This window comes from Burkholderia sp. AU44665 (genome assembly GCF_030504405.1).
GTDB lineage: Bacteria > Pseudomonadota > Gammaproteobacteria > Burkholderiales > Burkholderiaceae > Burkholderia > Burkholderia semiarida.
In genome coordinates this window covers 1-22,606 of record NZ_JAUJRI010000012.1, presented here as the reverse complement: position 1 = coordinate 22,606, position 22,606 = coordinate 1, and the positions used below count along the sequence as shown (strand labels likewise).

General features: G+C 69.1%; 22 protein-coding genes and 1 pseudogene. 17 read left to right on the top strand and 6 right to left on the bottom strand.

Annotated features, from left to right (window positions below; genetic code table 11):
• Positions 1-196 precede the first annotated feature (196 nt).
• The 3 genes from QZM15_RS22740 (at position 197) to QZM15_RS22730 (ending at position 2,748) form a co-directional block, all read left to right on the top strand.
• A complete protein-coding gene (locus tag QZM15_RS22740) occupies positions 197-952 on the top strand; it encodes an AzlC family ABC transporter permease (protein WP_059578571.1) in 756 nt (251 codons plus the stop codon).
• Positions 949-1,272, top strand: a complete 324-nt coding sequence (locus tag QZM15_RS22735) for an AzlD domain-containing protein (protein ID WP_059578569.1) — start codon at positions 949-951, stop codon at positions 1,270-1,272. Before QZM15_RS22740 ends, QZM15_RS22735 begins: the two co-directional genes overlap by 4 nt.
• A 279-nt stretch (positions 1,273-1,551) precedes the next feature.
• Positions 1,552-2,748 carry a phosphoglycerate kinase gene (locus tag QZM15_RS22730; RefSeq protein ID WP_006481732.1) on the top strand — a complete coding sequence of 399 codons (1,197 nt, stop codon included), beginning with the start codon at positions 1,552-1,554 and terminating at the stop codon, positions 2,746-2,748.
• 154 nt (positions 2,749-2,902) lie between these two features.
• Here the strand turns inward: QZM15_RS22730 and QZM15_RS22725 are convergent, their stop codons facing one another.
• Entirely contained in the window at positions 2,903-3,031 is a 129-nt protein-coding gene (locus tag QZM15_RS22725) for a hypothetical protein (RefSeq protein ID WP_023476234.1), read from the bottom strand.
• Here QZM15_RS22725 and pyk point away from each other — a divergent pair.
• From pyk to QZM15_RS22695, 6 genes are all read left to right on the top strand, one after another.
• Positions 3,030-4,466, top strand: a complete 1,437-nt coding sequence (gene pyk / locus QZM15_RS22720) for a pyruvate kinase (RefSeq protein ID WP_302107283.1) — start codon at positions 3,030-3,032, stop codon at positions 4,464-4,466. The two genes, QZM15_RS22725 and pyk, sit on opposite strands and share 2 nt — an antisense overlap.
• Positions 4,467-4,783: 317 nt before the next feature.
• Complete coding sequence (fba, locus tag QZM15_RS22715) at positions 4,784-5,848, top strand: class II fructose-bisphosphate aldolase (RefSeq protein WP_059578563.1); 1,065 nt, start codon at positions 4,784-4,786, stop codon at positions 5,846-5,848.
• A gap of 233 nt (positions 5,849-6,081) precedes the next feature.
• Entirely contained in the window at positions 6,082-6,972 is an 891-nt protein-coding gene (locus QZM15_RS22710; protein WP_059643078.1) for a phosphoribosylaminoimidazolesuccinocarboxamide synthase, read from the top strand.
• A 17-nt stretch (positions 6,973-6,989) separates the two neighbouring features.
• Entirely contained in the window at positions 6,990-7,511 is a 522-nt protein-coding gene (gene purE / locus QZM15_RS22705; RefSeq protein ID WP_302107282.1) for a 5-(carboxyamino)imidazole ribonucleotide mutase, read from the top strand.
• A 90-nt stretch (positions 7,512-7,601) separates the two neighbouring features.
• A complete protein-coding gene (locus QZM15_RS22700) occupies positions 7,602-8,798 on the top strand; it encodes a 5-(carboxyamino)imidazole ribonucleotide synthase (protein ID WP_302107281.1) in 1,197 nt (398 codons plus the stop codon).
• A gap of 11 nt (positions 8,799-8,809) precedes the next feature.
• The gene (locus QZM15_RS22695) at positions 8,810-9,838 is read left to right on the top strand and encodes an L-threonylcarbamoyladenylate synthase (RefSeq protein WP_302107280.1); all 1,029 of its coding nucleotides are present in this window, start codon (positions 8,810-8,812) and stop codon (positions 9,836-9,838) included.
• An 89-nt stretch (positions 9,839-9,927) separates the two neighbouring features.
• Here QZM15_RS22695 and QZM15_RS22690 read toward each other — a convergent pair whose 3' ends face one another.
• The 3 genes from QZM15_RS22690 to dacB all read right to left on the bottom strand — a co-directional run bounded on the left by QZM15_RS22690 (position 9,928) and on the right by dacB (position 13,919).
• On the bottom strand, positions 9,928-11,064 hold the full coding sequence (locus QZM15_RS22690; RefSeq protein ID WP_059643092.1) for an SGNH/GDSL hydrolase family protein: 1,137 nt from the start codon (positions 11,062-11,064) through the stop codon (positions 9,928-9,930).
• Between the two features lie 95 nt (positions 11,065-11,159).
• Positions 11,160-12,074 (bottom strand): sterol desaturase family protein, encoded by a 915-nt coding sequence (locus QZM15_RS22685; protein WP_059643095.1) that lies wholly within the window; start codon positions 12,072-12,074, stop codon positions 11,160-11,162.
• A 312-nt stretch (positions 12,075-12,386) separates the two neighbouring features.
• Positions 12,387-13,919: a D-alanyl-D-alanine carboxypeptidase/D-alanyl-D-alanine-endopeptidase gene (gene dacB / locus QZM15_RS22680; RefSeq protein WP_226225290.1), complete on the bottom strand. Its 1,533-nt coding sequence runs from the start codon at positions 13,917-13,919 to the stop codon at positions 12,387-12,389.
• Positions 13,920-14,105: 186 nt separating this feature from the next.
• Between dacB and QZM15_RS22675 the strand changes: the two genes are divergently transcribed.
• From QZM15_RS22675 to QZM15_RS22650, 6 genes are all read left to right on the top strand, one after another.
• On the top strand, positions 14,106-14,768 hold the full coding sequence (locus tag QZM15_RS22675) for a response regulator (RefSeq protein ID WP_050014536.1): 663 nt from the start codon (positions 14,106-14,108) through the stop codon (positions 14,766-14,768).
• Positions 14,769-14,771: 3 nt separating this feature from the next.
• A complete protein-coding gene (locus tag QZM15_RS22670; protein ID WP_060315136.1) occupies positions 14,772-16,118 on the top strand; it encodes an ATP-binding protein in 1,347 nt (448 codons plus the stop codon).
• A gap of 118 nt (positions 16,119-16,236) precedes the next feature.
• Entirely contained in the window at positions 16,237-17,718 is a 1,482-nt protein-coding gene (locus QZM15_RS22665) for a DegQ family serine endoprotease (RefSeq protein ID WP_059578544.1), read from the top strand.
• Between the two features lie 103 nt (positions 17,719-17,821).
• Entirely contained in the window at positions 17,822-18,259 is a 438-nt protein-coding gene (locus tag QZM15_RS22660) for a carboxypeptidase-like regulatory domain-containing protein (RefSeq protein WP_302107279.1), read from the top strand.
• 129 nt (positions 18,260-18,388) lie between these two features.
• Entirely contained in the window at positions 18,389-18,748 is a 360-nt protein-coding gene (locus QZM15_RS22655) for a DUF427 domain-containing protein (RefSeq protein WP_302107278.1), read from the top strand.
• Between the two features lie 28 nt (positions 18,749-18,776).
• Positions 18,777-19,484 (top strand): CoxG family protein, encoded by a 708-nt coding sequence (locus QZM15_RS22650; RefSeq protein ID WP_059578536.1) that lies wholly within the window; start codon positions 18,777-18,779, stop codon positions 19,482-19,484.
• Positions 19,485-19,543: 59 nt separating this feature from the next.
• Here the strand turns inward: QZM15_RS22650 and QZM15_RS22645 are convergent, their stop codons facing one another.
• Positions 19,544-20,551 (bottom strand): helix-turn-helix domain-containing protein, encoded by a 1,008-nt coding sequence (locus QZM15_RS22645; RefSeq protein WP_302107277.1) that lies wholly within the window; start codon positions 20,549-20,551, stop codon positions 19,544-19,546.
• A 154-nt stretch (positions 20,552-20,705) separates the two neighbouring features.
• Between QZM15_RS22645 and QZM15_RS22640 the strand changes: the two genes are divergently transcribed.
• Entirely contained in the window at positions 20,706-21,371 is a 666-nt protein-coding gene (locus QZM15_RS22640; protein WP_302107276.1) for a cysteine hydrolase family protein, read from the top strand.
• A 37-nt stretch (positions 21,372-21,408) separates the two neighbouring features.
• Here QZM15_RS22640 and QZM15_RS22635 read toward each other — a convergent pair whose 3' ends face one another.
• The gene (locus tag QZM15_RS22635) at positions 21,409-22,050 is read right to left on the bottom strand and encodes a TetR family transcriptional regulator (protein ID WP_059578528.1); all 642 of its coding nucleotides are present in this window, start codon (positions 22,048-22,050) and stop codon (positions 21,409-21,411) included.
• Positions 22,051-22,449: 399 nt separating this feature from the next.
• Between QZM15_RS22635 and QZM15_RS22630 the strand changes: the two are divergent.
• Positions 22,450-22,606 (top strand): annotated as a pseudogene (locus QZM15_RS22630) (efflux transporter periplasmic adaptor subunit); the annotation flags it as partial.

Here is a 22,606-nt window from a genome sequence, read left to right as displayed (position 1 = left end):
GGAAGCGGTGATGTGCTGCGGGTGGTGTGCAGCGTTGAGCCGGAAAGACGCTTATTTTAGCGTCATTTGGGGGCGATCCGGTCGGACGGCACGGAGCCGGCGCTATAATCGTCCGGTACCGATTCCAATAACGACGGGCCGCACCGGCAGGAGGCGCCGGCGTCCCGACGAACCGCCCGCCGCGGCCCGCTTTCCCATGCTCGCTCGATTGTCCGCCACCGACCGCTTCGCGCTGATTCAGGGCGCGCGCGACTATTCCCCGACACTGATGGCGATCCTGTCCTGGGGGCTCGTCACCGGCATCGCGATGAGCAAGTCCGTGATGACGCTCGGGCAGGCGAGCGCGATGTCGCTGTTCGTCTACGCGGGCTCGTCGCAGCTCGCCGTGCTGCCGCTCCTCGCGGCGAAGCTGCCGATCTGGACCGTGCTGCTCACGGCCGCGATGGTCAACCTGCGCTTCGTGATCTTCAGCGCCGGGCTGGCGCCCCATTTCTCCTACCTGCCGCTGTGGCGGCGTCTCGCGATCGGCTATTTCAACGGCGACGTGATCTACCTGCTGTTCCAGAAACAGGGCTTCGCGTACGGCCGCGTGCCGGGCAAGGAAGCGTATTTCTGGGGGATGGCGCTCGCGAGCTGGGCGTCGTGGCAGGTGTCGTCGCTCGCCGGCATCCTGCTCGCGAGCGTCTTTCCCGCGAGCTGGGGGCTGGAACTCGCCGGCACGCTCGCGCTGATTCCGATCATGGTGTCGGCGGTCGCGAACCGCTCGACGCTCGCGGCCGTCGCGGTGGCGGGCATCGTGTCGCTGATCGCGTTCGACCTGCCGTACCGGCTCGCGCTGCCGCTTGCGGTGCTCGCCGCGCTCGCGGCCGGCTGCACGGCCGATTTCTTCGTCGAGCGGGCCGACTGGCGGCGCATCCGTACCGAAACCGTGCATGAAAAGGAAATCGAATGAGCGCGACCGAGATCTGGATCGTCATCGTCGGGATGACGATCGTCACGGCCGTCACGCGCGCGCTGTTCCTGATCGGCGGCGAGCGCACCGTGCTGCCCGAACGCGCGCAGCGCGCGCTGCGCTACGCGCCGGCCGCCGCGCTGGTCGCCGTCGTGCTGCCCGATGTGCTCGAAACGCCGGCCGGGCTGTCGTTCGCGCTGTCCAACCATCCGTTCTACGCGGCGCTCGCCGGCCTCGGCTGGTTTCTGTGGCGGCGCAGCATGCTCGGCACGATCGTCGTCGGGATGCTCGTGTTCACCCTCCTGCGCCTGATCTTCTGATGGCGTGCCGTTCCGGTTCGGCGCGTGCCGCCCGGCTGCGCGCACACATTGTTGCGTTGCAGCAATGCGTCGCTGCCGGCGCGTCATCCCAAATAGGCGGAATTCGCCGCCGCACGGGTCAGTCTGCCGGGTGGATCGGCTAGAATGCCCGTTCGAGATTTTGACCCGTGCGCGTCATGCGAACCGCCAGCCACGGCCGCATCCGGCGCCCTTTCGCGGCAGCCCGCGCACGTCCAGCGTGAACCCCTTTTCCCCATCCACTACTTCAATCTGTTCAACATGAGCCAAGTCAAGCGTCTTACCGACCTGATCGCCGCCGGCCAGCTCGCCGGCAAGCGGGTGTTCATCCGCGCCGACCTGAACGTCCCGCAGGACGATCACGGCAACATCACCGAGGACACGCGCGTGCGTGCGTCCGTGCCGGCCATCCAGGCCGCGCTCGACGCCGGCGCGGCCGTGATGGTCACGTCGCACCTCGGCCGTCCGACCGAAGGCGAATTCAAGCCGGAAGACTCGCTCGCGCCGGTCGCGAAGCGTCTCGCCGAACTGCTCGGCCGCGACGTGCCGCTGGTGTCGAACTGGGTCGAGAACGGCGTGAACGTCGCGCCGGGCCAGGTCGTGCTGCTCGAGAACTGCCGCGTGAACAAGGGCGAGAAGAAGAATTCGGACGAGCTCGCGCAGAAGATGGCGAAGCTCTGCGACGTGTACGTGAACGACGCGTTCGGCACCGCGCACCGCGCGGAAGCGACCACGCACGGGATCGCGAAGTACGCGCCCGTCGCCTGCGCGGGCCCGCTGCTGGCCGCCGAACTCGACGCGCTCGGCAAGGCGCTCGGCAACCCGGCGCGCCCGCTGGTGGCGATCGTCGCGGGTTCGAAGGTGTCGACCAAGCTGACCATCCTGAAGTCGCTGGCCGGCAAGGTCGACCAGCTGATCGTCGGCGGCGGCATCGCGAACACGTTCATGCTTGCGGCCGGCCTGTCGATCGGCAAGTCGCTCGCGGAAGCCGATCTCGTCGCCGAGGCGAAGGCGATCATCGACGAAGCGCGCGAGCGCGGCGCGTCGGTGCCGATCCCGACCGACGTCGTGACGGCCAAGGAATTCTCGCCGACGGCCGCGGCCACGGTGAAGCAGGTCGCCGACATCGAAGCGGACGACATGATCCTCGACATCGGCCCGGATACGGCCAAGGCGCTCGCGAGCCAGCTCGAGAAGGCCGGCACGATCGTGTGGAACGGCCCGGTCGGCGTGTTCGAGTTCGACCAGTTCGGCAACGGCACCAAGACGCTCGCCGAAGCGATCGCCAAATCGTCCGCGTTCTCGATCGCGGGCGGCGGCGACACGCTCGCGGCCATCGCGAAGTACGGCATCCACGACCAGGTCAGCTACATCTCGACGGGCGGCGGCGCCTTCCTCGAGTTCCTCGAGGGGAAGAAGCTGCCGGCGGTGGAAGTGCTCGAAACGCGGGCGGCCTGAGCGTGGCGGCGCGCGCAGGGGTGAAGGCCGCGCGCTCCGCGAAAGCGGAGCAGCCGGCCGGCGCGGGCAAGCGCACACGCGCGCCCGCGCGGGCGAACACCGCCCCGCGCGCACCGGCGGCCGCCGGCGACGCGGCCGTGCAGCACCACGAGATTCAGAACAAAGCGATGCCGGGCGCCAGCACCGGCACGCTCCCCGGAGCGGCGGCCGCTGGGCCTGCCGCTTCCGGCTCTCGCAGCGTTTCACCCAGCGCATCCACCTTGATCCAGATGAGGAGTTTCATGCAGCGCGCCACCAAGATAGTCGCCACGATCGGCCCGGCTTCCAGTTCGCCGGAGATTCTGCTGCAGATGATGCAGGCGGGCCTCGACGTCGTGCGGCTCAATTTTTCGCACGGCACGGCCGACGATCACCGCCAGCGCGCCGAAATGGTGCGCGAGGCCGCCCGCAAGGTTGGCCGCGAGATCGCGATCATGGCCGACCTCCAGGGCCCGAAGATCCGCGTCGGCAAGTTCGAGAACGGCAAGACCACGCTCGTGCCGGGGCAGCCGTTCATTCTCGATGCGGGCTGTGAGCTCGGCAACGACGAGCGCGTCGGCCTCGACTACAAGGAGCTGCCGCGCGACCTGAAGGCGGGCGACCTGCTGCTGCTGAACGACGGCCTGATCGTGCTGACCGTCGAGCGCGTGCTCGGCGACGAGATCCACACGATCGTCAAGGTGGGCGGCGAGCTGTCGAACAACAAGGGGATCAACCGCCAGGGCGGCGGCTTGTCGGCCCCGGCGCTGACCGCGAAGGACATGGAAGACATCCGCACCGCGATGTCGCTCGGCGCGGACCTCGTCGCGGTGTCCTTCCCGAAGAACGCGACCGACATGGAAATGGCGCGCCAGCTCGCGAACATCGCGGGCGCGCCGTATGGCATCAAGCCGAAGATGATCGCGAAGATCGAGCGCGCGGAGGCGATCCCGGCGCTGCAGAGCATCCTCGACGCATCCGACGGCATCATGGTCGCGCGCGGCGATCTCGCGGTGGAAGTGGGCAATGCGGCCGTGCCGGCGCTGCAGAAGCGGATGATCCGGATGGCGCGCGAGTCGAACAAGCTCGTGATCACCGCGACGCAGATGATGGAATCGATGATCTACGCGCCGGTGCCGACCCGCGCGGAAGTGTCCGACGTCGCGAACGCGGTGCTCGACGGCACGGATGCGGTGATGCTGTCGGCCGAGACGGCCGCAGGCAAGTATCCGGTCGTCACGATCGAGACGATGGCGGCCGTGTGCGTCGAGGCGGAAAAGTCGGAAGAAGTCGAGCTGGACAAGGATTTCCTCGACCGCACGTTCACGCGGATCGACCAGTCGATCGCGATGGGCGCGCTGTTCACCGCGTACCACCTGGGCGCGAAGGCGATCATCGCGCTGACCGAATCGGGCGCGACCGCGCTGTGGATGTCGCGTCACTACACGCACGTGCCGATCTTCGCGCTGACGCCGCGCGTCGGCAGCGAGCGCACGATGGCGCTGTACCGCAACGTGACGCCGCTGCACGTCGACTTCAACAGCGACCGCGATTCGGCGCTGCAGGCGGCGCTCGAGATCGTCGTCAAGCAGGGTTACGTGCAGCACGGCGACATGGTCGTGCTGACCGTCGGCGAGCCGATGGGGCAGGCGGGCGGCACCAACACGCTGAAGATCGTGCGGGTCGGCGAGCACTATTGAGCGCCGGCTGAGCCTTCTCGAGCCGGCCCGCGCGCCGACGGCCGGGTCGGCCGGAATCGAACTGGCACCGTTTTTTTACGCGCAAGCCGCGCGGGGTCCGAAGCCCCGCGCGGCTTTTTTTCTCCTTTTTGGCCGGATTGTGCCGTGCGAACGTAACAAATTGCGAGCGGGGGCCACCGGGCGGTCGGAATCGGAGGCGCTTCGCGATAAAATGCGGCTATTCGACGCTCAGCCGCGCCGCGCCGTCCCGGTTCAGCCGGGAGCGAGCGCCGCGCCGGCGTCAGGGCGCACCGGTTTTCATTCCAAGGAGTTCCACAATGCCTCTCGTATCAATGCGTCAATTGCTGGACCACGCGGCAGAGCACGGTTACGGCCTGCCGGCCTTCAACGTGAACAATCTGGAGCAGGTTCAGGCGATCATGGCGGCGGCGGACCAGGTCGGCGCGCCCGTGATCATGCAGGCATCGGCCGGCGCGCGTAAGTATGCGGGCGAGCCGTTTCTGCGCCACCTGATCGAAGCAGCGGTCGAATCGTATCCGCACATCCCGGTCGTGATGCACCAGGATCACGGCCAGTCGCCGGCGGTCTGCATGGCCGCGATCCGCAGCGGCTTCACGAGCGTGATGATGGACGGTTCGCTCGAAGCCGACGGCAAGACGGTCGCGTCGTACGAGTACAACGTCGACGTGTCGCGCAAGGTCGTCGAGATGGCGCACTCGATCGGCGTGACGGTCGAGGCCGAACTCGGCGTGCTCGGCTCGCTCGAGACGATGAAGGGCGACAAGGAAGACGGCCACGGCGCGGAAGGCACGATGACCCGCGAGCAGCTGCTGACCGATCCGGAGCAGGCCGCCGACTTCGTGAAGCTCACGCAGTGCGATGCGCTCGCGATCGCGATCGGCACGTCGCACGGCGCGTACAAGTTCACGAAGAAGCCGACGGGCGACATCCTGTCGATCCAGCGCATCAAGGAAATTCACGCGCGCATCCCGAACACGCACCTCGTGATGCACGGCTCGTCGTCGGTGCCGCAGGAGCTGCTGGCCGAGATCCGCGAATTCGGCGGCGACATGAAGGAAACCTACGGCGTGCCGGTCGAGGAAATCCAGGAAGGCATCAAGCACGGCGTGCGCAAGATCAACATCGACACCGATCTGCGTCTCGCGATCACCGGCGCGATTCGCCGCTACCTGTTCGAGAACCCGGGCAAGTTCGATCCGCGTGACTACCTGAAGCCCGCGCGCGAAGCGGCGAAGAAGGTCTGCGTCGACCGTTACCTCGCGTTCGGCTGCGAAGGCCAGGCCGCGAAGATCAAGCCGGTGTCGCTCGACAAGATCGCCGAGCAGTACAAGTCGGGCGCGCTCGCGCAGGTCGTGCGCTGAGACTGTAGTACGATTGCCCCGCCCGGTTCTGCCGCCGGGCATGGGCTGGCCGCCTGGCTGGCCGGATCCGATCCGGCCCCGGCAGCCGTTCCGTCCGGCCGAACGAGGGCCGGCCGGCAGCCGCCCGGGCGCTGCGCCCGCCGGTTCGCCGACGTATTGCAAGACCGCCGTTCCCGCCTGCCGCGGGGAACGGCGTTTCCCTTTTTGTTTGGCTCCTTATCTGCGAAAAGACGATGTCTACCCTTTACGAATCCACGCTCCGCTCGCTGCCGCTCCTCGGTCGCGGCAAGGTTCGCGACAACTACGCGGTCGGCAACGACAAGCTCCTGATCGTCACGACCGATCGCCTGTCGGCCTTCGACGTGGTGATGGGCGAGCCGATTCCGAACAAGGGCCGCGTGCTGAACCAGATGGCCAACTTCTGGTTCGACAAGCTCGCGCACATCGTGCCGAACCACCTGACGGGCGACGCGCCGGAAGCGGTCGTCGCGGCCGACGAGGTCGAGCAGGTGAAGGGCCGCGGCGTGGTCGTCAAGCGCCTCGAGCCGATCATGATCGAAGCGGTCGTGCGCGGCTACCTGGCCGGCAGCGGCTGGAAGGAATACCAGGCGTCGGGCGCCGTGTGCGGCGTGCAGCTGCCGGAAGGCCTGCAGAACGCGCAGAAGCTGCCCGAGCCGATCTTCACGCCGGCCGCGAAGGCCGAGATGGGCGAGCACGACGAGAACATCACGTTCGAGGAAACCGAGCGCCGCATCGGCACCGAGCTGGCCGCGACGATCCGCGACATCTCGATCCGCCTGTACAAGGAAGCGGCCGACTACGCGGCGACGCGCGGCATCATCATCGCCGACACGAAGTTCGAATTCGGCCTCGACAACCACGGCAAGCTGTACCTGATGGACGAAGTGCTGACCGCCGATTCGTCGCGCTTCTGGCCGGCCGACCAGTACCAGGTCGGCACCAATCCGCCGTCGTTCGACAAGCAGTTCGTGCGTGACTGGCTCGAGGCGCAGCCGTGGGGCAAGACGGCGCCGGCGCCGGCGCTGCCGGCCGACGTCGTCGAGAAGACGGCCGCGAAGTACCAGGAAGCGCTCGAGCGCATCACGGGCCAGTCGCTCGCCTGACAGAAGGAACGTACGAAATGAGTGAAATCCAGACCGCCCACACGCACAGCGCGCCGCTCATCGGCGTGCTGATGGGTTCGAGTTCCGACTGGGACGTGATGAAGCATGCGGTCGCCATCCTGCAGGAATTCGGCGTGCCGTACGAAGCGAAGGTCGTGTCCGCGCACCGGATGCCCGACGAGATGTTCGACTATGCGGAGAAGGCGCGCGAGCGCGGGCTGCGCGCGATCATCGCGGGCGCCGGCGGCGCCGCGCACCTGCCCGGCATGCTGGCCGCGAAGACCACGGTGCCCGTGCTCGGCGTGCCGGTCGCGAGCAAGTACCTGAAGGGCGTCGATTCGCTGCACTCGATCGTGCAGATGCCGAAGGGCGTGCCGGTCGCGACGTTCGCGATCGGCGAGGCCGGCGCCGCGAATGCCGCGCTGTTCGCGGTGTCGATCCTGTCCGGCCACTCGGTCGACTACGCGAACCGGCTCGCCGCGTTCCGCGTGCGCCAGAACGAAGCCGCGCATGCGATGGTGCTGCCGCCGCTGGAATGACGGCATGGCGCGCGGCCGCACGACGCGGCCGGCGCCGGATTTTCCCACTGCGGCGGGCATTTCCGCGTTCCGCCGCGACCGACCACTGACATGACCGCAACTCCTGATTCCGTTTCCCCGATCCTGCCCGGCGCGTGGCTGGGCATGGTCGGCGGCGGCCAGCTCGGCCGCATGTTCTGCTTTGCCGCCCAGTCGATGGGCTATCGCGTCGCCGTGCTCGATCCCGATCCGACGAGCCCCGCCGGCGCGGTCGCCGATCGCCACCTGCGCGCGGCGTACGACGACGAAGCCGCGCTCGCCGAACTGGCGGACCTGTGCGAGGCCGTATCGACGGAGTTCGAGAACGTGCCGGCCGCGAGCCTCGATTTCCTCGCGCGCACGACGTTCGTCGCGCCGGCCGGCCGCTGTGTCGCCGTCGCGCAGGACCGGATCGCGGAGAAGCGTTTCATCGAGGCGTCGGGCGTGCCGGTCGCGCCGCACGTCGTGATCGAATCGGCGGCGGCGCTCGCCGCGCTCGACGATGCCGCGCTCGGCGCCGTGCTGCCGGGCATCCTGAAGACGGCCCGCCTGGGTTACGACGGCAAGGGCCAGGTGCGCGTCGCCACCGCGCAGGAAGCACGCGACGCGCATGCCGCGCTCGGCGGCGTGCCGTGCGTGCTGGAGAAGCGCCTGCCGCTGAAATACGAAGTGTCGGCGCTGATCGCGCGCGGCGCGGACGGCCGTTCGGCCGCGTTCCCGCTCGCGCAGAACGTGCATCACAACGGCATCCTCGCGTTGACGGTCGTGCCGGCGCCGGCCGCCGATGCGGCGCGCGTCGAGGAAGCGCAGCAGGCGGCCATCCGGATCGCCGATACGCTCGGCTACGTCGGCGTGCTGTGCGTCGAATTCTTCGTGCTGGAGGACGGTTCGTTCGTCGCGAACGAAATGGCGCCGCGCCCGCACAACTCCGGCCACTACACGGTCGATGCGTGCGCGACGAGCCAGTTCGAGCAGCAGGTGCGCGCGATGACGCGCATGCCGCTCGGCAATCCGCGCCAGCATTCGCCGGCCGCGATGCTGAACATTCTCGGCGACGTGTGGTTCCCCGACGGCGCGGCGGCCGAGGCCGTCACGCCGCCGTGGGACACGGTCGCCGCGATGCCGGCCGCGCACCTGCACCTGTACGGCAAGGAAGAAGCGCGCGTCGGCCGCAAGATGGGCCACGTGAACTTCACGGCCGAGACGCGCGACGAAGCCGTCGCCGCCGCCCACGCGTGCGCGCAACTGCTGCGCGTGCCGCTCGACTGAGGCGCGGGCCGATGTCCATCGATCTCCCAAAGCACGTGACGCCCGCGCAGATCGACGCGGCCGCTGCGTTGCTCGACGCGGGCCAGCTCGTCGCGTTTCCGACCGAAACCGTGTACGGGCTCGGCGGCGACGCGGCGAATCCCGAAGCCGTCGCGCGCATCTATGCGGCGAAGGGGCGGCCCGCGAACCATCCGGTGATCGTGCATCTGCCGCCCGGCGGCGATCCCGGCTACTGGGCCGACGGTCTGCCGGCCGACGCGCAGGCGCTGATCGATGCATTCTGGCCGGGGCCGCTCACGCTGATCCTGAAGCGTCACGCGCGCATTCCCGACGCCGTCAGCGGCGGCCAGGATTCGGTCGGGCTGCGCTGCCCGTCGCATCCGGTCGCGCAGGCGCTGCTGGCCGCGTTCAGCGCGCGGCGCGGTGGTCACGGCGGCGTGGCTGCGCCGTCCGCGAACCGGTTCGGCCATGTGAGCCCGACGACCGCGCAACACGTGCGCGACGAATTCGGCGACAGCGTGCACGTGCTCGACGGCGGCGCGTCCGACGTCGGCATCGAGTCGACGATTCTCGACCTGTCGCGCGGTTTCCCGGCGCTGCTGCGCCCGGGCCACGTGACGCCGCAGCAGATCGCCGACGTGCTCGGCCGCGCGCCGACACTGCCGGACGGCAGCGATGCGACGGCACCACGCGCGTCCGGCACGCTGAAAGCGCATTACGCGCCGCGCACGCCGCTCGCGCTGCTGCCGTTCGACGCGCTCGAGCCGCTGCTCGCGGCCGCGCAAACCGACGGCGAACGCGTCGCGCTCGTCGCGCGTGCGTCACGGGCAGGGCACTGGGCGCAGGCCGACGGCGTGCATTTCATCGCGGCGCCGGAAGATCCGCAGGCCTATGCGCGCGAGCTGTACGGGATGCTGCGGGCGCTCGATCGCGCGCAGGTCGCGCGCATCCTCGTCGAGAAGCTGCCCGAGACCGTCGAATGGATCGCGGTCAACGATCGCCTCGGCCGCGCGGCGGCCGCGTTCGAAGCGCGCGACTGACGCATCCGTCCTCATCCGTCCGCACCAACGAAAAACGCCCGACCGGCGAACCCGGTCGGGCGTTTGCGTTGGGGCGCGTGGCCGGCGGCTTACTTGCCGACGCCCGCCTTCGCGATCTGCTGTTCGACGTACTGCGCGAACAGCGCATGCAGGCGCGTCGTCGGGTGGACCGTGTCGGCGAACATGTAGGTCTGGTCCGCATTCGCGACCGTGTAGTTCTGCGGCGAGCAGAACAGCGACGAGCCGAACGCGGTCGCGTTCGCGACGCCGTACTGCGTGGCGGCCTGGACCATCGCCTTCAGGTTGCACGCGGTGTCGGTATTCGACACGCTGAAGCCGTTCGCCTGGAAGTTGGCCGCGATGCCGTCCTGCCACGTGAACGAATCGACCACCGCGACCTTCGTCGGGTCGACCTTCAGCGCGGCGAGCGTGCCGGCCAGCGTCTTGTTGAACAGCCCCGACAGTTGCGTGAACGCGGCCTGCGTGCCGCCCTGCAACGCGAGCGGCGTGCCGCCGATGTCCGGCACGTTCGCGACGAACACGTGCGTGGCGCCCGCCGCGACGATCTGCTGGACGATCCCGCCGAGCTGCTGCGCGGCCAGGCCGATCGCCTGGGCCGCGGCGAGCTGCGCGGCCGGCGTGTTGCCTTGCGCCTGCGCGACCTGCGCCTGGTAGAAGATGTCGTTCGCGCCGCCGTTGATCAGCACGATCTGGCCGGCGTTGAAGCTGCCGTGCTGCGTCAGGTACTGCTTGACCTGGTCGGCGATCGGCGTGGTGGTCGCCTGCGCGTAGTCGGAGTTCGGCACGCTGGCGTCCGCATGGCCGATGCCCGGCTGCAGCGTCACGCGCGAGCCGCCCTGCGCGTAGCCGAGGCCGCCGGTGGCCTGCAGCGGGATGCCGAAGCCGCCCTGGTTCGCGGGCTGCAGCGTGTCGCCGTAATATTGCGCGACGTTCTGCGTCCATACCTGGCCCGGGTTGGTCGTGAAGCGGCCGCCGCCGAAGCCGAGCTTGATCTGCGAGTAGGTGCCGACGTCGGACAGGCTGTCGCCGAACGACACGATCTGCATCTTCACGCCCGACGGCGGCGTGTTCGACGCGCTGCTGTTGTTGTCGTCGCCGCCGCCGCACGCGGCGAGCAGCGCGAGCGCGGCGCCGGCGATCGCGATCTGCGCGGTGCGCAGCATGCGCTGACGCGTGCGGGAAGGTGCGTGTTGTTGTGTCTGCATCGTTCTATCTCCTCGTAGATATGGCCTGATGTGTTTCTCATCTGCCGCGTGCCTGCTCGGTTCCGGGCTGCGCGGCGGCCGTTGGCTGAAACGGTTTATCGGTCGCGCACGGCCGCTGTCGGCACGGTGCGCGGATCCTGGTTCGCGGCCTCGGCAATCTGCGCATGATAAGCGCTCGCCCATTCGGGCGGGCCGAAAATCGCGCGCAGCTTGTTGCGCCATCCACCGACGCGCCACGCGTCGGACGCCATCGACACCCACTCGTGGAACGTCGCGACGAACGGGTTGTTCGAGCCGAGCCGCTCGACGATCCCGTACCGCGGCGGATCGTCGGGCGTTTCCTCGACATAGCTGCCGAACAGGCGATCCCAGATCACCAGGACGCCTGCGTAATTGCGGTCGATGTAGCGGGGATTGCGCGCGTGGTGCGCGCGGTGGATCGACGGCGTGTTCAGCACGTATTCGAGCCAGCCGAGCTTGCCGATCGCCTGCGTGTGCACGAAGAACTGGAACGCGAGGTTGATCAGCACGATGCCGACGACCTGTTGCGGCGGAAAGCCGGCGAACGCGAGCGGCAGCCAGAACAGCCACATGCCCGCGACCGGATACATCAGGCTCTGGCGGAAGGCGGTCGAGAAGTTCATCCGTTCGGACGAGTGGTGCACGACGTGCGCGGCCCACAGCCAGCGCACGCGATGGCTCGCGCGATGAAACACGTAGTAGAGGAAGTCCTGCGCGACGAACAGCACCGCGAACGACAGCCAGCCGTCGTGCCACGTGTAGACGCGATAGTGCCGGTAGCAGTACGCATAGACGGGAATCACGAACAGCCACGCGAGCTTGTCGGCGGCCTGGTGCATCAGCGCGAGCGCCGCGTTGCACAGCGTGTCGCGCCACGCATAGATGCGGTCCTGCGCACGGGTGCGGGCGAGGTGCCAGGCCTCCCACGCGATGCAGAGCAGGAAGACGGGCGCCAGCGCGAGCAGAAGCAATTCGACGTCGAATCGCATGGGCGTGTCTCCTTCGTTCCCCTGCAAGCCTTGAGGCCGGGCGTATGGCCCGTTGTAGATATCGTCAGGCCAACAGCCTACGCAATCGCCACGCGCTAGGCGAGGGGGCAGCGTAGAGGGTTCCCTCTGAGGACAGGGTTTCTACGGAATCCGTACTGCACGGGGCCCGGCGGTACGGCCCCGTTTTGTGGGGCACGGCGCGCGCGCGGCGTATCGCGCGAGGGTGGCGGGGGCGTTTCAAACCGCGCGGGGCGCGGCGTGGGTCGCCCGGGCCGCCCTGTCGGGACGGCCCGATGCACGATGCGCGGATCGTCAGTGCGCGCCCGCGTAGATCCACTCGAGCAGCGTGTCGTGCGCGGCGCGCGCGGCTTCCGCGTGATCGTCGTTGATGAAGCTGACGACGACGTAGCTCTGCCCGTCCGCCCCGGCGACGTAGCCGGCGATCGCGCGCACGTCGCGCAGCGTGCCGGTCTTGATGTGCGCGTTGCCGAGCACGCCCGCGTTGGTGAGGCGGTTCTTCATCGTGCCGTCGATGCCCGCGATCGGCAGCGAATCGACGAACGCCTGCGCGACCGGGCTCGCGTTCGCGGCCTGGAGCAGCGCGGCGAGCGACAGCGCGCTCACGTGCTCTTCGCGCGACAGTCCCGAACCGTTCTCGAGCACGAGGTCGGGCATCGCGATGCCGTTCTTCTGCAGGAACGCCTGGATCGCGCGGCTCGACTGCTCGGGCGTCGCGGGCGGCTTGCCGCTGACCGCCCCGATCGTCAGGAACAGGTTGCGCGCCATCACGTTGTTGCTGAACTTGTTGATGTCGTAGACGATGCTGCCGAGCACCGGGCCGTGATGCACGGCGAGCGGCCGTGCGGTGGTCGGCACCTTGCCTTCGCTCACCGGCCCCGCGATCGTGCCGCCGTCCTGCTGCCACAGCGCGAGGAAGCCGCGCGCGAAGAACGTCGTGTGATCGAGGATCGCGAGGTTGGTCGTGTGCGCGCCGCAGCGCAGCGGGTAGTCGCCGGCGAACGACGCGGTCATGATCCCGCCGCCGGCCGTCAGCGTCGGGCGCGCGGCCGCCGCGGCCGCGCTGCACGAGCCGGCGCCTTCGACGAGCCGGTTGTCGATCGACAGGTCGGCGAGCGGCGGCAGCACGTCGACGGCGACCTTGCCGTCGTCGCCCGGCGTGACCGTGAACGACACGGCCTTGAACGCGTACAGCAGCGGATCGGGGCCGACGTTGTACGGCGCGCTCGCATCGTCGTCGAACGACGGCAGGTCGCGCGTCGACGCCGCGAAATAGCTCTTGTCGAGCACGAGGCCGCCGGCCACGCGCTTCACGCCGGCCTTGCGCAGCTTGTCGACGAGGTCGATCAGCTCCTCGGGCACGAGCTTCGGATCGCCGGTGCCCTTGATGTACAGGTTACCCTGCAGCGTGCCGTCGGGATCGACCGTGCCGTCCGCGTACGCGGTGGTGCGCCAGCGGTAGTCGGGGCCGAGGATCGACAGGCCCGAGAAGGTCGTCACGAGCTTCATCGTCGAGGCCGGCATCATCGGCCGGCTCGCATTCCACGCGATCAGCGGCTGCGGATCGCCGACGCGCTCGACCACGACGCTCATCGCCGACGCCGGCACCTTCGCGCGCTGCAGCGCGACGAGCACGGACGCAGGCAGGCCGGCCGCGCGCGCGGCGGGCGACACGACGGCGGTCTTGCGCGCTTCCTTGTGGGATTTCTTGCGGGCCTGCGCGGACGGCGCGAACGCGAGGGCCGTGCAGGTGGCGACGACGGCGGCCGCGCGCAGGCAGACGCGCGCGCGCGGGGCGAACCGGGCGGAAAGATCGGAAATCGGCATGGGCGAATACGGGAAAAGCAGGGGCTCGGGCAGGGCGCGCGCGGGCGCCGAAGCGCACATTGTAGAGACAAGTCGGGGCAGGTCCCTTGCAATCCGCCTTACTGTTGCATTGCACGGTGCCGCGCACGCGATTCGCGGCGCTACAATGGTCGCCGTGTTTGATTCGCCCCATGGATGCCTGTCGCGATGCGGATTCTGCTTGTCGAAGATGATCGAATGATTGCCGAGGGCGTGCGCAAGGCGCTGCGCTCGGACGGCTTTGCGGTCGACTGGGTGCAGGACGGCGACGCGGCGCTCACGGCGCTCGGCGGCGAGACGTACGACCTGCTGCTGCTCGATCTCGGCCTGCCGAAGCGCGACGGCATCGACGTGCTGCGCACGCTGCGCGGGCGCGGGCTGGCGCTGCCGGTGCTGATCGTCACCGCGCGCGATGCGGTCGCCGACCGCGTGAAGGGGCTCGACGCCGGCGCCGACGACTATCTCGTCAAGCCGTTCGACCTCGACGAGCTGGGCGCGCGGATGCGCGCGCTGATCCGCCGTCAGGCCGGGCGCAGCGAGTCGCTGATCCGCCACGGCGCGCTGACGCTCGATCCGGCTGCGCATCAGGTGACGCTCGACGGCGCGCCCGTCGCGCTGTCCGCGCGCGAGTTCGCGCTGCTCGAGGCGCTGCTCGCGCGGCCGGGCGCGGTGCTGTCGAAGAGCCAGCTCGAGGAGAAGATGTACGGCTGGGGCGAGGAGATCGGCAGCAACACGGTCGAGGTCTATATCCACGCGCTGCGCAAGAAGCTCGGCTCGGACCTGATCCGCAACGTGCGCGGGCTCGGCTACATGGTCGTCAAGGAAAGCTGACGCGTGCGGTCGATTCGTCATCAATTGCTGATCTGGCTGCTCGCGATCGTCGTCGCGGGCGTGGGCATGGCGGGCTGGCTCATCTACCGGCAGGCGCTCGCCGAGGCGAACGAACTGTTCGACTACCAGTTGCAGGAAATCGCCGCGGCGCTGCCGTCGGAGCCGTTCTCGCAGGTGTTCGGCTCGCGTACCAACGGCGACGAAGGCATCGTGATCCAGATCTGGAATCGCAACGGCGTGCTGATGTACTTCTCGCATCCGCGCGCGCCGATCGCGCCGCGCGCGGAGCTCGGCTTTTCGACCGAGCGTACCGATCGGGGCGAATGGCGCGTGTACGGCGCGATCGTCGGCGACAACGTCGTGCAGCTCGCGCAGCCGCTGTCGGTGCGCAACCGGCTGGCGGCCAACGTCGCGCTGCGCACGCTGTGGCCGCTGATCGTGCTGCTGCCGTTCCTCGGCGCGGCCGTGTGGATGATCGTCGGCCGCGGGCTCGCGCCGCTCGGCCGCGTGACGCGCGCGGTCGAGGCGCGCCGGCCGGAAGCGCTCGACCCGCTGCCCGACGCGCGCCTGCCGCTCGAGGTGCAGCCGCTCGTGCGGGCGCTGAACGGGCTGCTCGCGCGGCTGTCGGCGGCGCTCGACACGCAGAAGGCGTTCGTCGCCGACGCCGCGCACGAGTTGCGCACGCCGCTCGCGGCCGTGCAGATCCAGGCGCAGCTCGTCGCCCGCGCGAAGGACGATGCGTCGCGCGGCGAGGCGATCGCGGATCTCCAGGACGGCGTGTCGCGCGCGACGCGTCTCACCGAGCAACTGCTCGCGCTCGCGCGCGCGGAGCCGGACGGCGCGACGATGCGCGAGCCGGTCGACCTGCAGGCGCTGCTTACCGAGTGCGTGGCCGCGCATGCGCCGCTCGCGCAGCGGCACGACATCGATCTCGGCTTCGAGGAAACGTGCGCGGCGAGCGTCGTCGCGGACGTCGGCGCGCTGCGCGTGATGTTCGGCAACCTGCTCGACAACGCGGTGAAGTACACGCCGGACGGCGGCCGCATCGACGTATCGCTGACGCGCGACGCGGCCGGCCGCGCGTGCGTGCAGATCGCCGACAGCGGGCCGGGCATTCCGGCCGACGAGCGCGAGCGCGTGTTCGACCGCTTCTACCGCGACAGCACGGCGCGGGCACGCACCGACGTGTCGGGCAGCGGGCTCGGGCTCGCGATCGTCAAGCGCGTGGCGGCGCAGCAGGGCGCGACGGTGTCGCTCGGCGATGCGGCCGCGGGCGGCCTGCTCGTCAGCGTCGTGTTCCGCGACGCCGAGATGCCAACCCAGGCGCCGCAGCCTTCCGAATCCGCCTGAAGGGCGAGCCCGGCCGCCGGTAGCCGCGCGGCAGCCGCTTAAGCCTCGCTTAAGGCTGATTAAGCCTCCTTTAAGTCAGGGTCGTTACGCTGCGTCCTAACAACGAGGAGGTCCTACGATGAACACCCGATTCCTTGCGCGCGGCACCGTCGCGGTCGCCGTGGCGGCCGCCCTGTCGGCAGGCTATTTCGCCGGCACCCGCCGCGCCGATCCGCAGATCATCACGCCCGCGCAGGCCGCCATGATGCCGGCCGAAGCCGCCGCCAAGACCGGCATCCCCGATTTCTCCGGGCTCGTCGAAACCTACGGCCCGGCGGTCGTGAACATCAGCGCGAAGCATGTCGTGAAGCAGGTCGCGCGGCGCGCGCCGCAGCCGCAGCTGCCGATCGATCCGAGCGACCCGTTCTACCAGTTCTTCAAGCACTTCTACGGCCAGGTGCCGGGCATGGGCGGCGACGCGCAGCCGGACGACCAGCCGAGCGCGAGCCTCGGGTCGGGCTTCATCGTCAGTTCCGACGGATACATCCTGACCAACGCGCACGTGATCGACGGCGCGAACGTCGTCACGGTCAAGCTGACCGACAAGCGAGAATACAAGGCGAAGGTCGTCGGCGCCGACAAGCAGTCCGACGTCGCCGTGCTGAAGATCGACGCGAGCGGCCTGCCGACCGTGAAGATCGGCGACCCGGCGCAGAGCAAGGTCGGCCAGTGGGTCGTCGCGATCGGCTCGCCGTACGGCTTCGACAACACGGTCACGTCGGGCATCATCAGCGCGAAGTCGCGCGCGCTGCCCGACGAGAACTACACGCCGTTCATCCAGACCGACGTACCGGTGAACCCCGGCAACTCGGGCGGCCCGCTGTTCAACCTGCAGGGCGAGGTGATCGGCATCAACTCGATGATCTACTCGCAGACGGGCGGCTTCCAGGGCCTGTCGTTCGCGATTCCGATCAACGAGGCGATCAAGGTGAAGGACGAGCTCGTGAAGACGGGCCACGTGAGCCGCGGCCGTCTCGGCGTCGCCGTGCAGGGGCTGAACCAGACGCTCGCGAGCTCGTTCGGGCTGCAGAAGCCGGACGGCGCGCTCGTCAGCTCGGTCGACGCCAACGGCCCGGCCGCGAAGGCGGGCCTGCAGCCGGGCGACGTGATCCTGTCGGTCAACGGTTCGCCGGTCGCCGATTCGACGTCGCTGCCCGCGCAGATCGCGAACCTGAAGCCGGGTTCGAAGGCCGACCTGCAGATCTGGCGCGACAAGTCGAAGAAGTCGATCAGCGTGACGCTCGGCGCGATGGCCGATGCGAAGCTCGCATCGAACGACGGCGGGCCGGTCGAGCAGGGCCGCCTGGGTGTCGCGGTGCGTCCGCTGTCGCCACAGGAGCGCAGCGCCGACAACCTGTCGCACGGGCTGATCGTGCAGCAGGCCGGCGGGCCGGCCGCGAACGCGGGCATCCAGCCTGGCGACGTGATCCTCGCGGTGAACGGCCGCCCGGTCACGAGCCCCGAGCAGTTGCGTGACGCGGTGAAGGGCGCGGGCAACAGTCTTGCTCTGCTGATCCAGCGCGATAATGCACAGATCTTCGTGCCGGTCGACCTGAGCTGACCGGCAGCGGCCGCGGCCGGCCAGCCCGGCTGCGGCGGGCGCCGCCGCCGTGCGATCGCGTGACGCTGCGCCCAGTATGTGTTCCGACCCCAAGGAGAGAGCCATGCAAAATCTACGCAACGTGTCCCGATTTGCCGTCGCCGCGGCGCTGGCTGCCGGCCTCGCAGCCGGCGCGACCGGCGCGTACGCGCAGTTGGACGGCTTGCCCGCCGCGCGCCAGCAGGGCGACGTCACCTTCGTGTCCGGCGGCGTCGGGCTGGACGAATCGACGGCGTTCCAGCGCAGCGAGGCGCAGTGGCCGCTCGCGCTGCGCTTCACCGGCAAGGGCGGCGAGTTCCTGGCCGACGTCCATGTCCGGATCGTCGACGGCAAGGGCGCCGAAGTGCTGAAAACCGATGCGCGTGGGCCCTACATGCTCGTGAAGGTGCCGCCTGGGCGCTACACGGTGCACGCGTCGTACCAGGGTAGCGACGAATCGCGCGCCGTCACGGTCGGCGCGAAGGGCGGCGCGAAAGCCGCGTTCCAGTGGAGTGCGCAGTAGCCCGCCGCACGCGGCCGCGATCCCGGTCGCGCAATCGGACGAAGTTTCGCCCATAATGAAAGCCACGGCATGCGTGCCGTGGCTTTTTCGTTTCCTGCCCCGGCCTGACTGCCGCCCGAAGGAGAGACGATGTCCGATGCAACCGACCCTCGACTCGAAATCGTGCCGAACCGTCATCGCGTGCGCGTGATCCATCGCGGCATCACCTATGCCGATTCGCACGGTGCGCTGACGGTCCGTGAGGCGGGGCTTCCAGACATCCATTACCTGCCGCGCGGCGACGTCAACATGCGCCGGCTCGTGAAATCGGGCGTCACGTCGGCCTGCCCGTTCAGGGGGCAGGCCGTGCATTTCGACTTGCAGACGGAAGACGGCGTGATCGAGAACGCCGCATGGAGTTACGAACAGCCGAAGGAGGCGGCGGCCGTGCTCGCGCTCTACGTCGCCTTCGATGTCGCACGGGTCGACAGTCTCGTCGAGACGTCCTGATGCGGCGCGCGTTCATCGGGGAGGCGACATGGAACTGAACGACACGTTACGCGTACCGCTCGCGCCGCCTGTCGTGCGGGACGCGCTGGAGGATCTCGCACTGCTGCGCGCGAGCTTCGATCATTGCGAATCGTTCGTGAAACTCGCGCACGGCGAGTTCGCGCTGACGATCACGGTGCCGCTCGGCCCGCTGCGCGCCCGCTACGACGTGCGCGCGCACGCGGCCGCCGAGCAGGGCGACGCGCAAGGGCAGCCGCGCCGCGTGCTCAACTTCAAGGCGCGGGCCGACGGCCTCGGCGCGCTGCGCGGCCAGGTCGAACTCGTGCTGATGCCGGATGACGATGCGACCGCCACGCGGATCGAGTACGTGGTCTGGGCCACGGCGAGCGGGCCGCTCGCCGAATTGCCGGGGCGGCAGATCGACAATGCGCTGCGGGAATGGACCGACACGTTCTTCCGCGAGTTCAGCGCGGTCGTGCAGGCGAAGCACGGCCTCGCGCCGAATCGCGCGAGCGCTTCTGCGCAGCGGCGCCAGCATGTGTTCCTGCGGCCCGCATCGCTGATGGCCGCGACGAAGCGTTCGCTGCCGCCGCATCTCGGCGGCGCGCTGAGCGGGCGGGCGGCGAGCGCGCTCCGGCATCGCGATTCCGGCACGGTGCCCGTGTGGGCCTGGGCGGCGATGATCGTGTTCGTCGCGCTGCTGCTTTACGCGGCACGCTGGTTCAACGGCGGCTGAGCGGCCGATCGGCCGCCCGGTTCCGCGTCACGGCCCGCGCTGCGCCCGCGCGGCGGGTGTCACCGTCCCCCGCCGGCACCGGCTCCGGCGCCGCGAAATTCCCTCCGATACGCAGACGGCGACGTGCCGAGCGCGCCCGTGAAATGCTGGCGCAGCGACACGCTCGAGCCGTAGCCGGCCGCCTGCGCGATCGCGTCGATCGATTGGCCGGTGGTTTCGAGCAGAAGCCGCGCACGTGCGAGCCGCTCGGCCTGCAGCCACGCGGTGACGGTCGTGCCGGTCGCCTGGCGGAAGTGGCGCGTGAACGTGCGCCGGCTCATCAGCACGCGTTCGGCGAGCGAATCGACGCTGTGCGCGGCGTCGAGATGGCCGCGTACCCAGTCGAGCAGCCCCGCGAGCCGCGCGTCGCGCGGGTGCGCCGCGACCGGCTGCGGCACGTACTGGGCCTGCCCGCCCTGACGGTGCGGCGGGATCACGAGGCGGCGCGCGATGCGGTTCGCGGCGTCCGAGCCGAAGCGCCGCCGCACGACGTGCAGACAGCAGTCGAGGCCTGCCGCGGTGCCGGCCGACGTCATCAGGTTGCCGTCGTCCACGTACAGCACGTCCGGATCGAGCTTCACGCGGGGAAAGCGCTGCGCGAAATCGTCGGCCCACGCCCAGTGCGTGGTGGCCGGGCGACCGTCGAGCAGGCCGGCCGCGGCGAGCACGTAGGCGCCGAGGCACAGGCCGACGAGTTCCACGCCGCGCGCGGCGACCGCGCGGACCGCATCGAGCAGCGCGTCGGGCGGCGTTTCGTCCGGGTCGCGCCACGAAGGCACGATGACGATGTCCGCATCGTCGAGCGCGTCCAGCCCGTACGGCGCGGTGATCGTGAAGCCGCCCGTCGTCGCGAGCGGGCCGCGCTCGGCCGAGCAGACGCGGAACTCGAACGCGGGCGACACGGCCGCGTCGCGTGCCTGGCCGAACACGACCGACGGCACCGACAGGTGGAACGGGCTGATGCCGTCGTACGCGATCACCGCGACGACGGTCGGAATGGAGCTGACGGGCGACGCGGCGGCGAGCATGGCGCGGTTCCGGGAAGGTGATGGCCCGATTCTATCGAAGAATGGCTATCAGGCCACTATCAGCCCGGGTCGCGCGCGCCGACAATGCATCGCATCGCACTGCTGGCCGCCCCGCTCCGGGGCGGGGCAGCGCCTCCCCGACCAGGAGATCGCCATGTCGAACACGGCCCCGCATTCCGCTTCCCGTCCCGCTGCCCGTCGCGCACTGATCGTGATCGACGTGCAGAACGAATACGTGACCGGCAACCTGCCGATCGAATATCCGCCGCTCGACGTGTCGCTGGCGAACATCGGCCGCGCGATCGACGCCGCGCACGCGGCCGGCGTGCCGGTGATCGTGGTTCAGCACGTCGCGCCGGCCGGCGCGCCGATCTTCGCGCCAGGCACCGACGGCGTCGCGCTGCACGCGGTGGTGGCCAGCCGGCCGTACGCGCATCGGATCGAGAAGGCGCAGGCGAGCGCGTTCGCCGGCACCGATCTCGCCGCGTGGCTCGACGCGCACGGGATCGACACGCTCGCGGTGGCCGGCTACATGACGCACAACTGCAATGCGTCGACCGTCTATCACGCGGCGCATGCGGGGCTGAAGGTCGAGTACCTGAGCGACGCGACGGGCGCGCTGCCTTACGAGAACGAAGCGGGCGCGGCGAGCGCCGAAGAGATTCACCGCGCGTACGGGGTAGTGTTCCAGTCGAATTTCGCGGCGGTGATGTCGACCGACACGTGGATCGCGGGGCTGGCCGGCGCGGCGATGCCGGCGCGCGATTCGGTGGCCGCGTCGAACCGGCGGGCCCGCGCGCGGCGCGCGAAGGCAGCCTGACCCGGTACGGCGACGCGGCGCGCGATGCGCCGCCCGGTCAGTCGCCGTCCTTCAGCATCGCCGGGCTGTAGCGCAGCATGTCGAAGCAGCCGTCGACGAGCTTTTCCGCATGCTGCTCGGCGTCGATCTCGTCGGGCAGCATCAGCATGTCGCGCACGAAGCCGCTGACGAGCGTGTGCAGCATCAGCGCCGCACGCCACGTATCGAGCCGCTCGGGCAGCAGCTTGAGCCCCACGGCCGCCGCGAGATCGGCGTCGATCATGTGCAGCGCCTCGCTCATCCCCGCGCGGTTGCGCTGCAGCAGCGGCTCCATGTCCGCGACGTACTCGCACTTCATGAACAGGATGCTGAACACGCGCCGCAGCTGTGCGTCGCGCTGCACGCCGAGCAGGCACCAGATCAGGATCTGGCGCACCTTCTCCAGCGGATTGCCGCCCGGCGCGTCGAGCGGTATCCGCTTCAATTCGTCGATCGGCAGGAACACGCGGTCGAACATCGCATCGAACAGTTCGCTCTTGTTCGCGAAATGCCAGTAGATCGCGCCGCGCGTCACGCCGGCGTGCTGGGCGATGTCCGCGAGCGACGTGTGCGACACGCCTTTTTCGAAGAACACGTGTTCGGCGGCGTCGAGAATGCGATTGCGCGTCTCGAGCGCCTCCTCCTTGGTACGTCTGACCATGTGCAGGCCTGATTGGATCGATCGTGGATGAATATAGGGTCCGCAACCCCTCGTCGCCGTCATGCGGACGGGCTATGCTGGCGATTGGTAACAATCCGTAAGACTGAACAGCCGGCGGAGCACGAACGGGCTTTTTACATACATTCGTGAATGTATATACAATACCACCCTACGATCGAATGACCCAAGTGGCAATCAGTTAATATCCCACTCTGCTGATTCCCGCCCTAGTATCAGTCCGCAGTTCGCGGCATCCCCGTCGGCACGGAGGTCTCGTGCCGACGTGCTGTATCCAGCAGTCCAGTAATTCGGTGTTCGATCTGCGCCGCGAGGCGCATCCGTGTTGCGCTCCCGCCGGGTGCCGCACTTATTCCATTGGTTACACACAGAGGTCGCTCCATGCGCGTCGAACGGGTTCCATACCGCTTGATCACTGTCGCGGCAGCCGCGGTTTTCCTGGCTGCCTGCGGAAAAAAAGAATCGGCACCGCCGCCGCAAACGCCGGAAGTCGGCGTCGTCACCGTCCAGCCGCAAGCCGTACCGGTCTTCACCGACC

Bases quoted from the DNA above. Each gene is read 5' to 3' on its own strand.
- QZM15_RS22740 (WP_059578571.1), top strand. From the start codon at position 197: ATGCTCGCTCGATTGTCCGCCACCGACCGCTTCGCGCTGATTCAGGGC.
- QZM15_RS22735 (WP_059578569.1), top strand. From the start codon at position 949: ATGAGCGCGACCGAGATCTGGATCGTCATCGTCGGGATGACGATCGTC.
- QZM15_RS22730 (WP_006481732.1), top strand. From the start codon at position 1,552: ATGAGCCAAGTCAAGCGTCTTACCGACCTGATCGCCGCCGGCCAGCTC.
- pyk (WP_302107283.1), top strand. From the start codon at position 3,030: ATGCAGCGCGCCACCAAGATAGTCGCCACGATCGGCCCGGCTTCCAGT.
- QZM15_RS22725 (WP_023476234.1), bottom strand. From the start codon at position 3,031: ATGAAACTCCTCATCTGGATCAAGGTGGATGCGCTGGGTGAAACGCTG.
- fba (WP_059578563.1), top strand. From the start codon at position 4,784: ATGCCTCTCGTATCAATGCGTCAATTGCTGGACCACGCGGCAGAGCAC.
- QZM15_RS22710 (WP_059643078.1), top strand. From the start codon at position 6,082: ATGTCTACCCTTTACGAATCCACGCTCCGCTCGCTGCCGCTCCTCGGT.
- purE (WP_302107282.1), top strand. From the start codon at position 6,990: ATGAGTGAAATCCAGACCGCCCACACGCACAGCGCGCCGCTCATCGGC.
- QZM15_RS22700 (WP_302107281.1), top strand. From the start codon at position 7,602: ATGACCGCAACTCCTGATTCCGTTTCCCCGATCCTGCCCGGCGCGTGG.
- QZM15_RS22695 (WP_302107280.1), top strand. From the start codon at position 8,810: ATGTCCATCGATCTCCCAAAGCACGTGACGCCCGCGCAGATCGACGCG.
- QZM15_RS22690 (WP_059643092.1), bottom strand. From the start codon at position 11,064: ATGCAGACACAACAACACGCACCTTCCCGCACGCGTCAGCGCATGCTG.
- QZM15_RS22685 (WP_059643095.1), bottom strand. From the start codon at position 12,074: ATGCGATTCGACGTCGAATTGCTTCTGCTCGCGCTGGCGCCCGTCTTC.
- dacB (WP_226225290.1), bottom strand. From the start codon at position 13,919: ATGCCGATTTCCGATCTTTCCGCCCGGTTCGCCCCGCGCGCGCGCGTC.
- QZM15_RS22675 (WP_050014536.1), top strand. From the start codon at position 14,106: ATGCGGATTCTGCTTGTCGAAGATGATCGAATGATTGCCGAGGGCGTG.
- QZM15_RS22665 (WP_059578544.1), top strand. From the start codon at position 16,237: ATGAACACCCGATTCCTTGCGCGCGGCACCGTCGCGGTCGCCGTGGCG.
- QZM15_RS22660 (WP_302107279.1), top strand. From the start codon at position 17,822: ATGCAAAATCTACGCAACGTGTCCCGATTTGCCGTCGCCGCGGCGCTG.
- QZM15_RS22655 (WP_302107278.1), top strand. From the start codon at position 18,389: ATGTCCGATGCAACCGACCCTCGACTCGAAATCGTGCCGAACCGTCAT.
- QZM15_RS22650 (WP_059578536.1), top strand. From the start codon at position 18,777: ATGGAACTGAACGACACGTTACGCGTACCGCTCGCGCCGCCTGTCGTG.
- QZM15_RS22645 (WP_302107277.1), bottom strand. From the start codon at position 20,551: ATGCTCGCCGCCGCGTCGCCCGTCAGCTCCATTCCGACCGTCGTCGCG.
- QZM15_RS22640 (WP_302107276.1), top strand. From the start codon at position 20,706: ATGTCGAACACGGCCCCGCATTCCGCTTCCCGTCCCGCTGCCCGTCGC.
- QZM15_RS22635 (WP_059578528.1), bottom strand. From the start codon at position 22,050: ATGGTCAGACGTACCAAGGAGGAGGCGCTCGAGACGCGCAATCGCATT.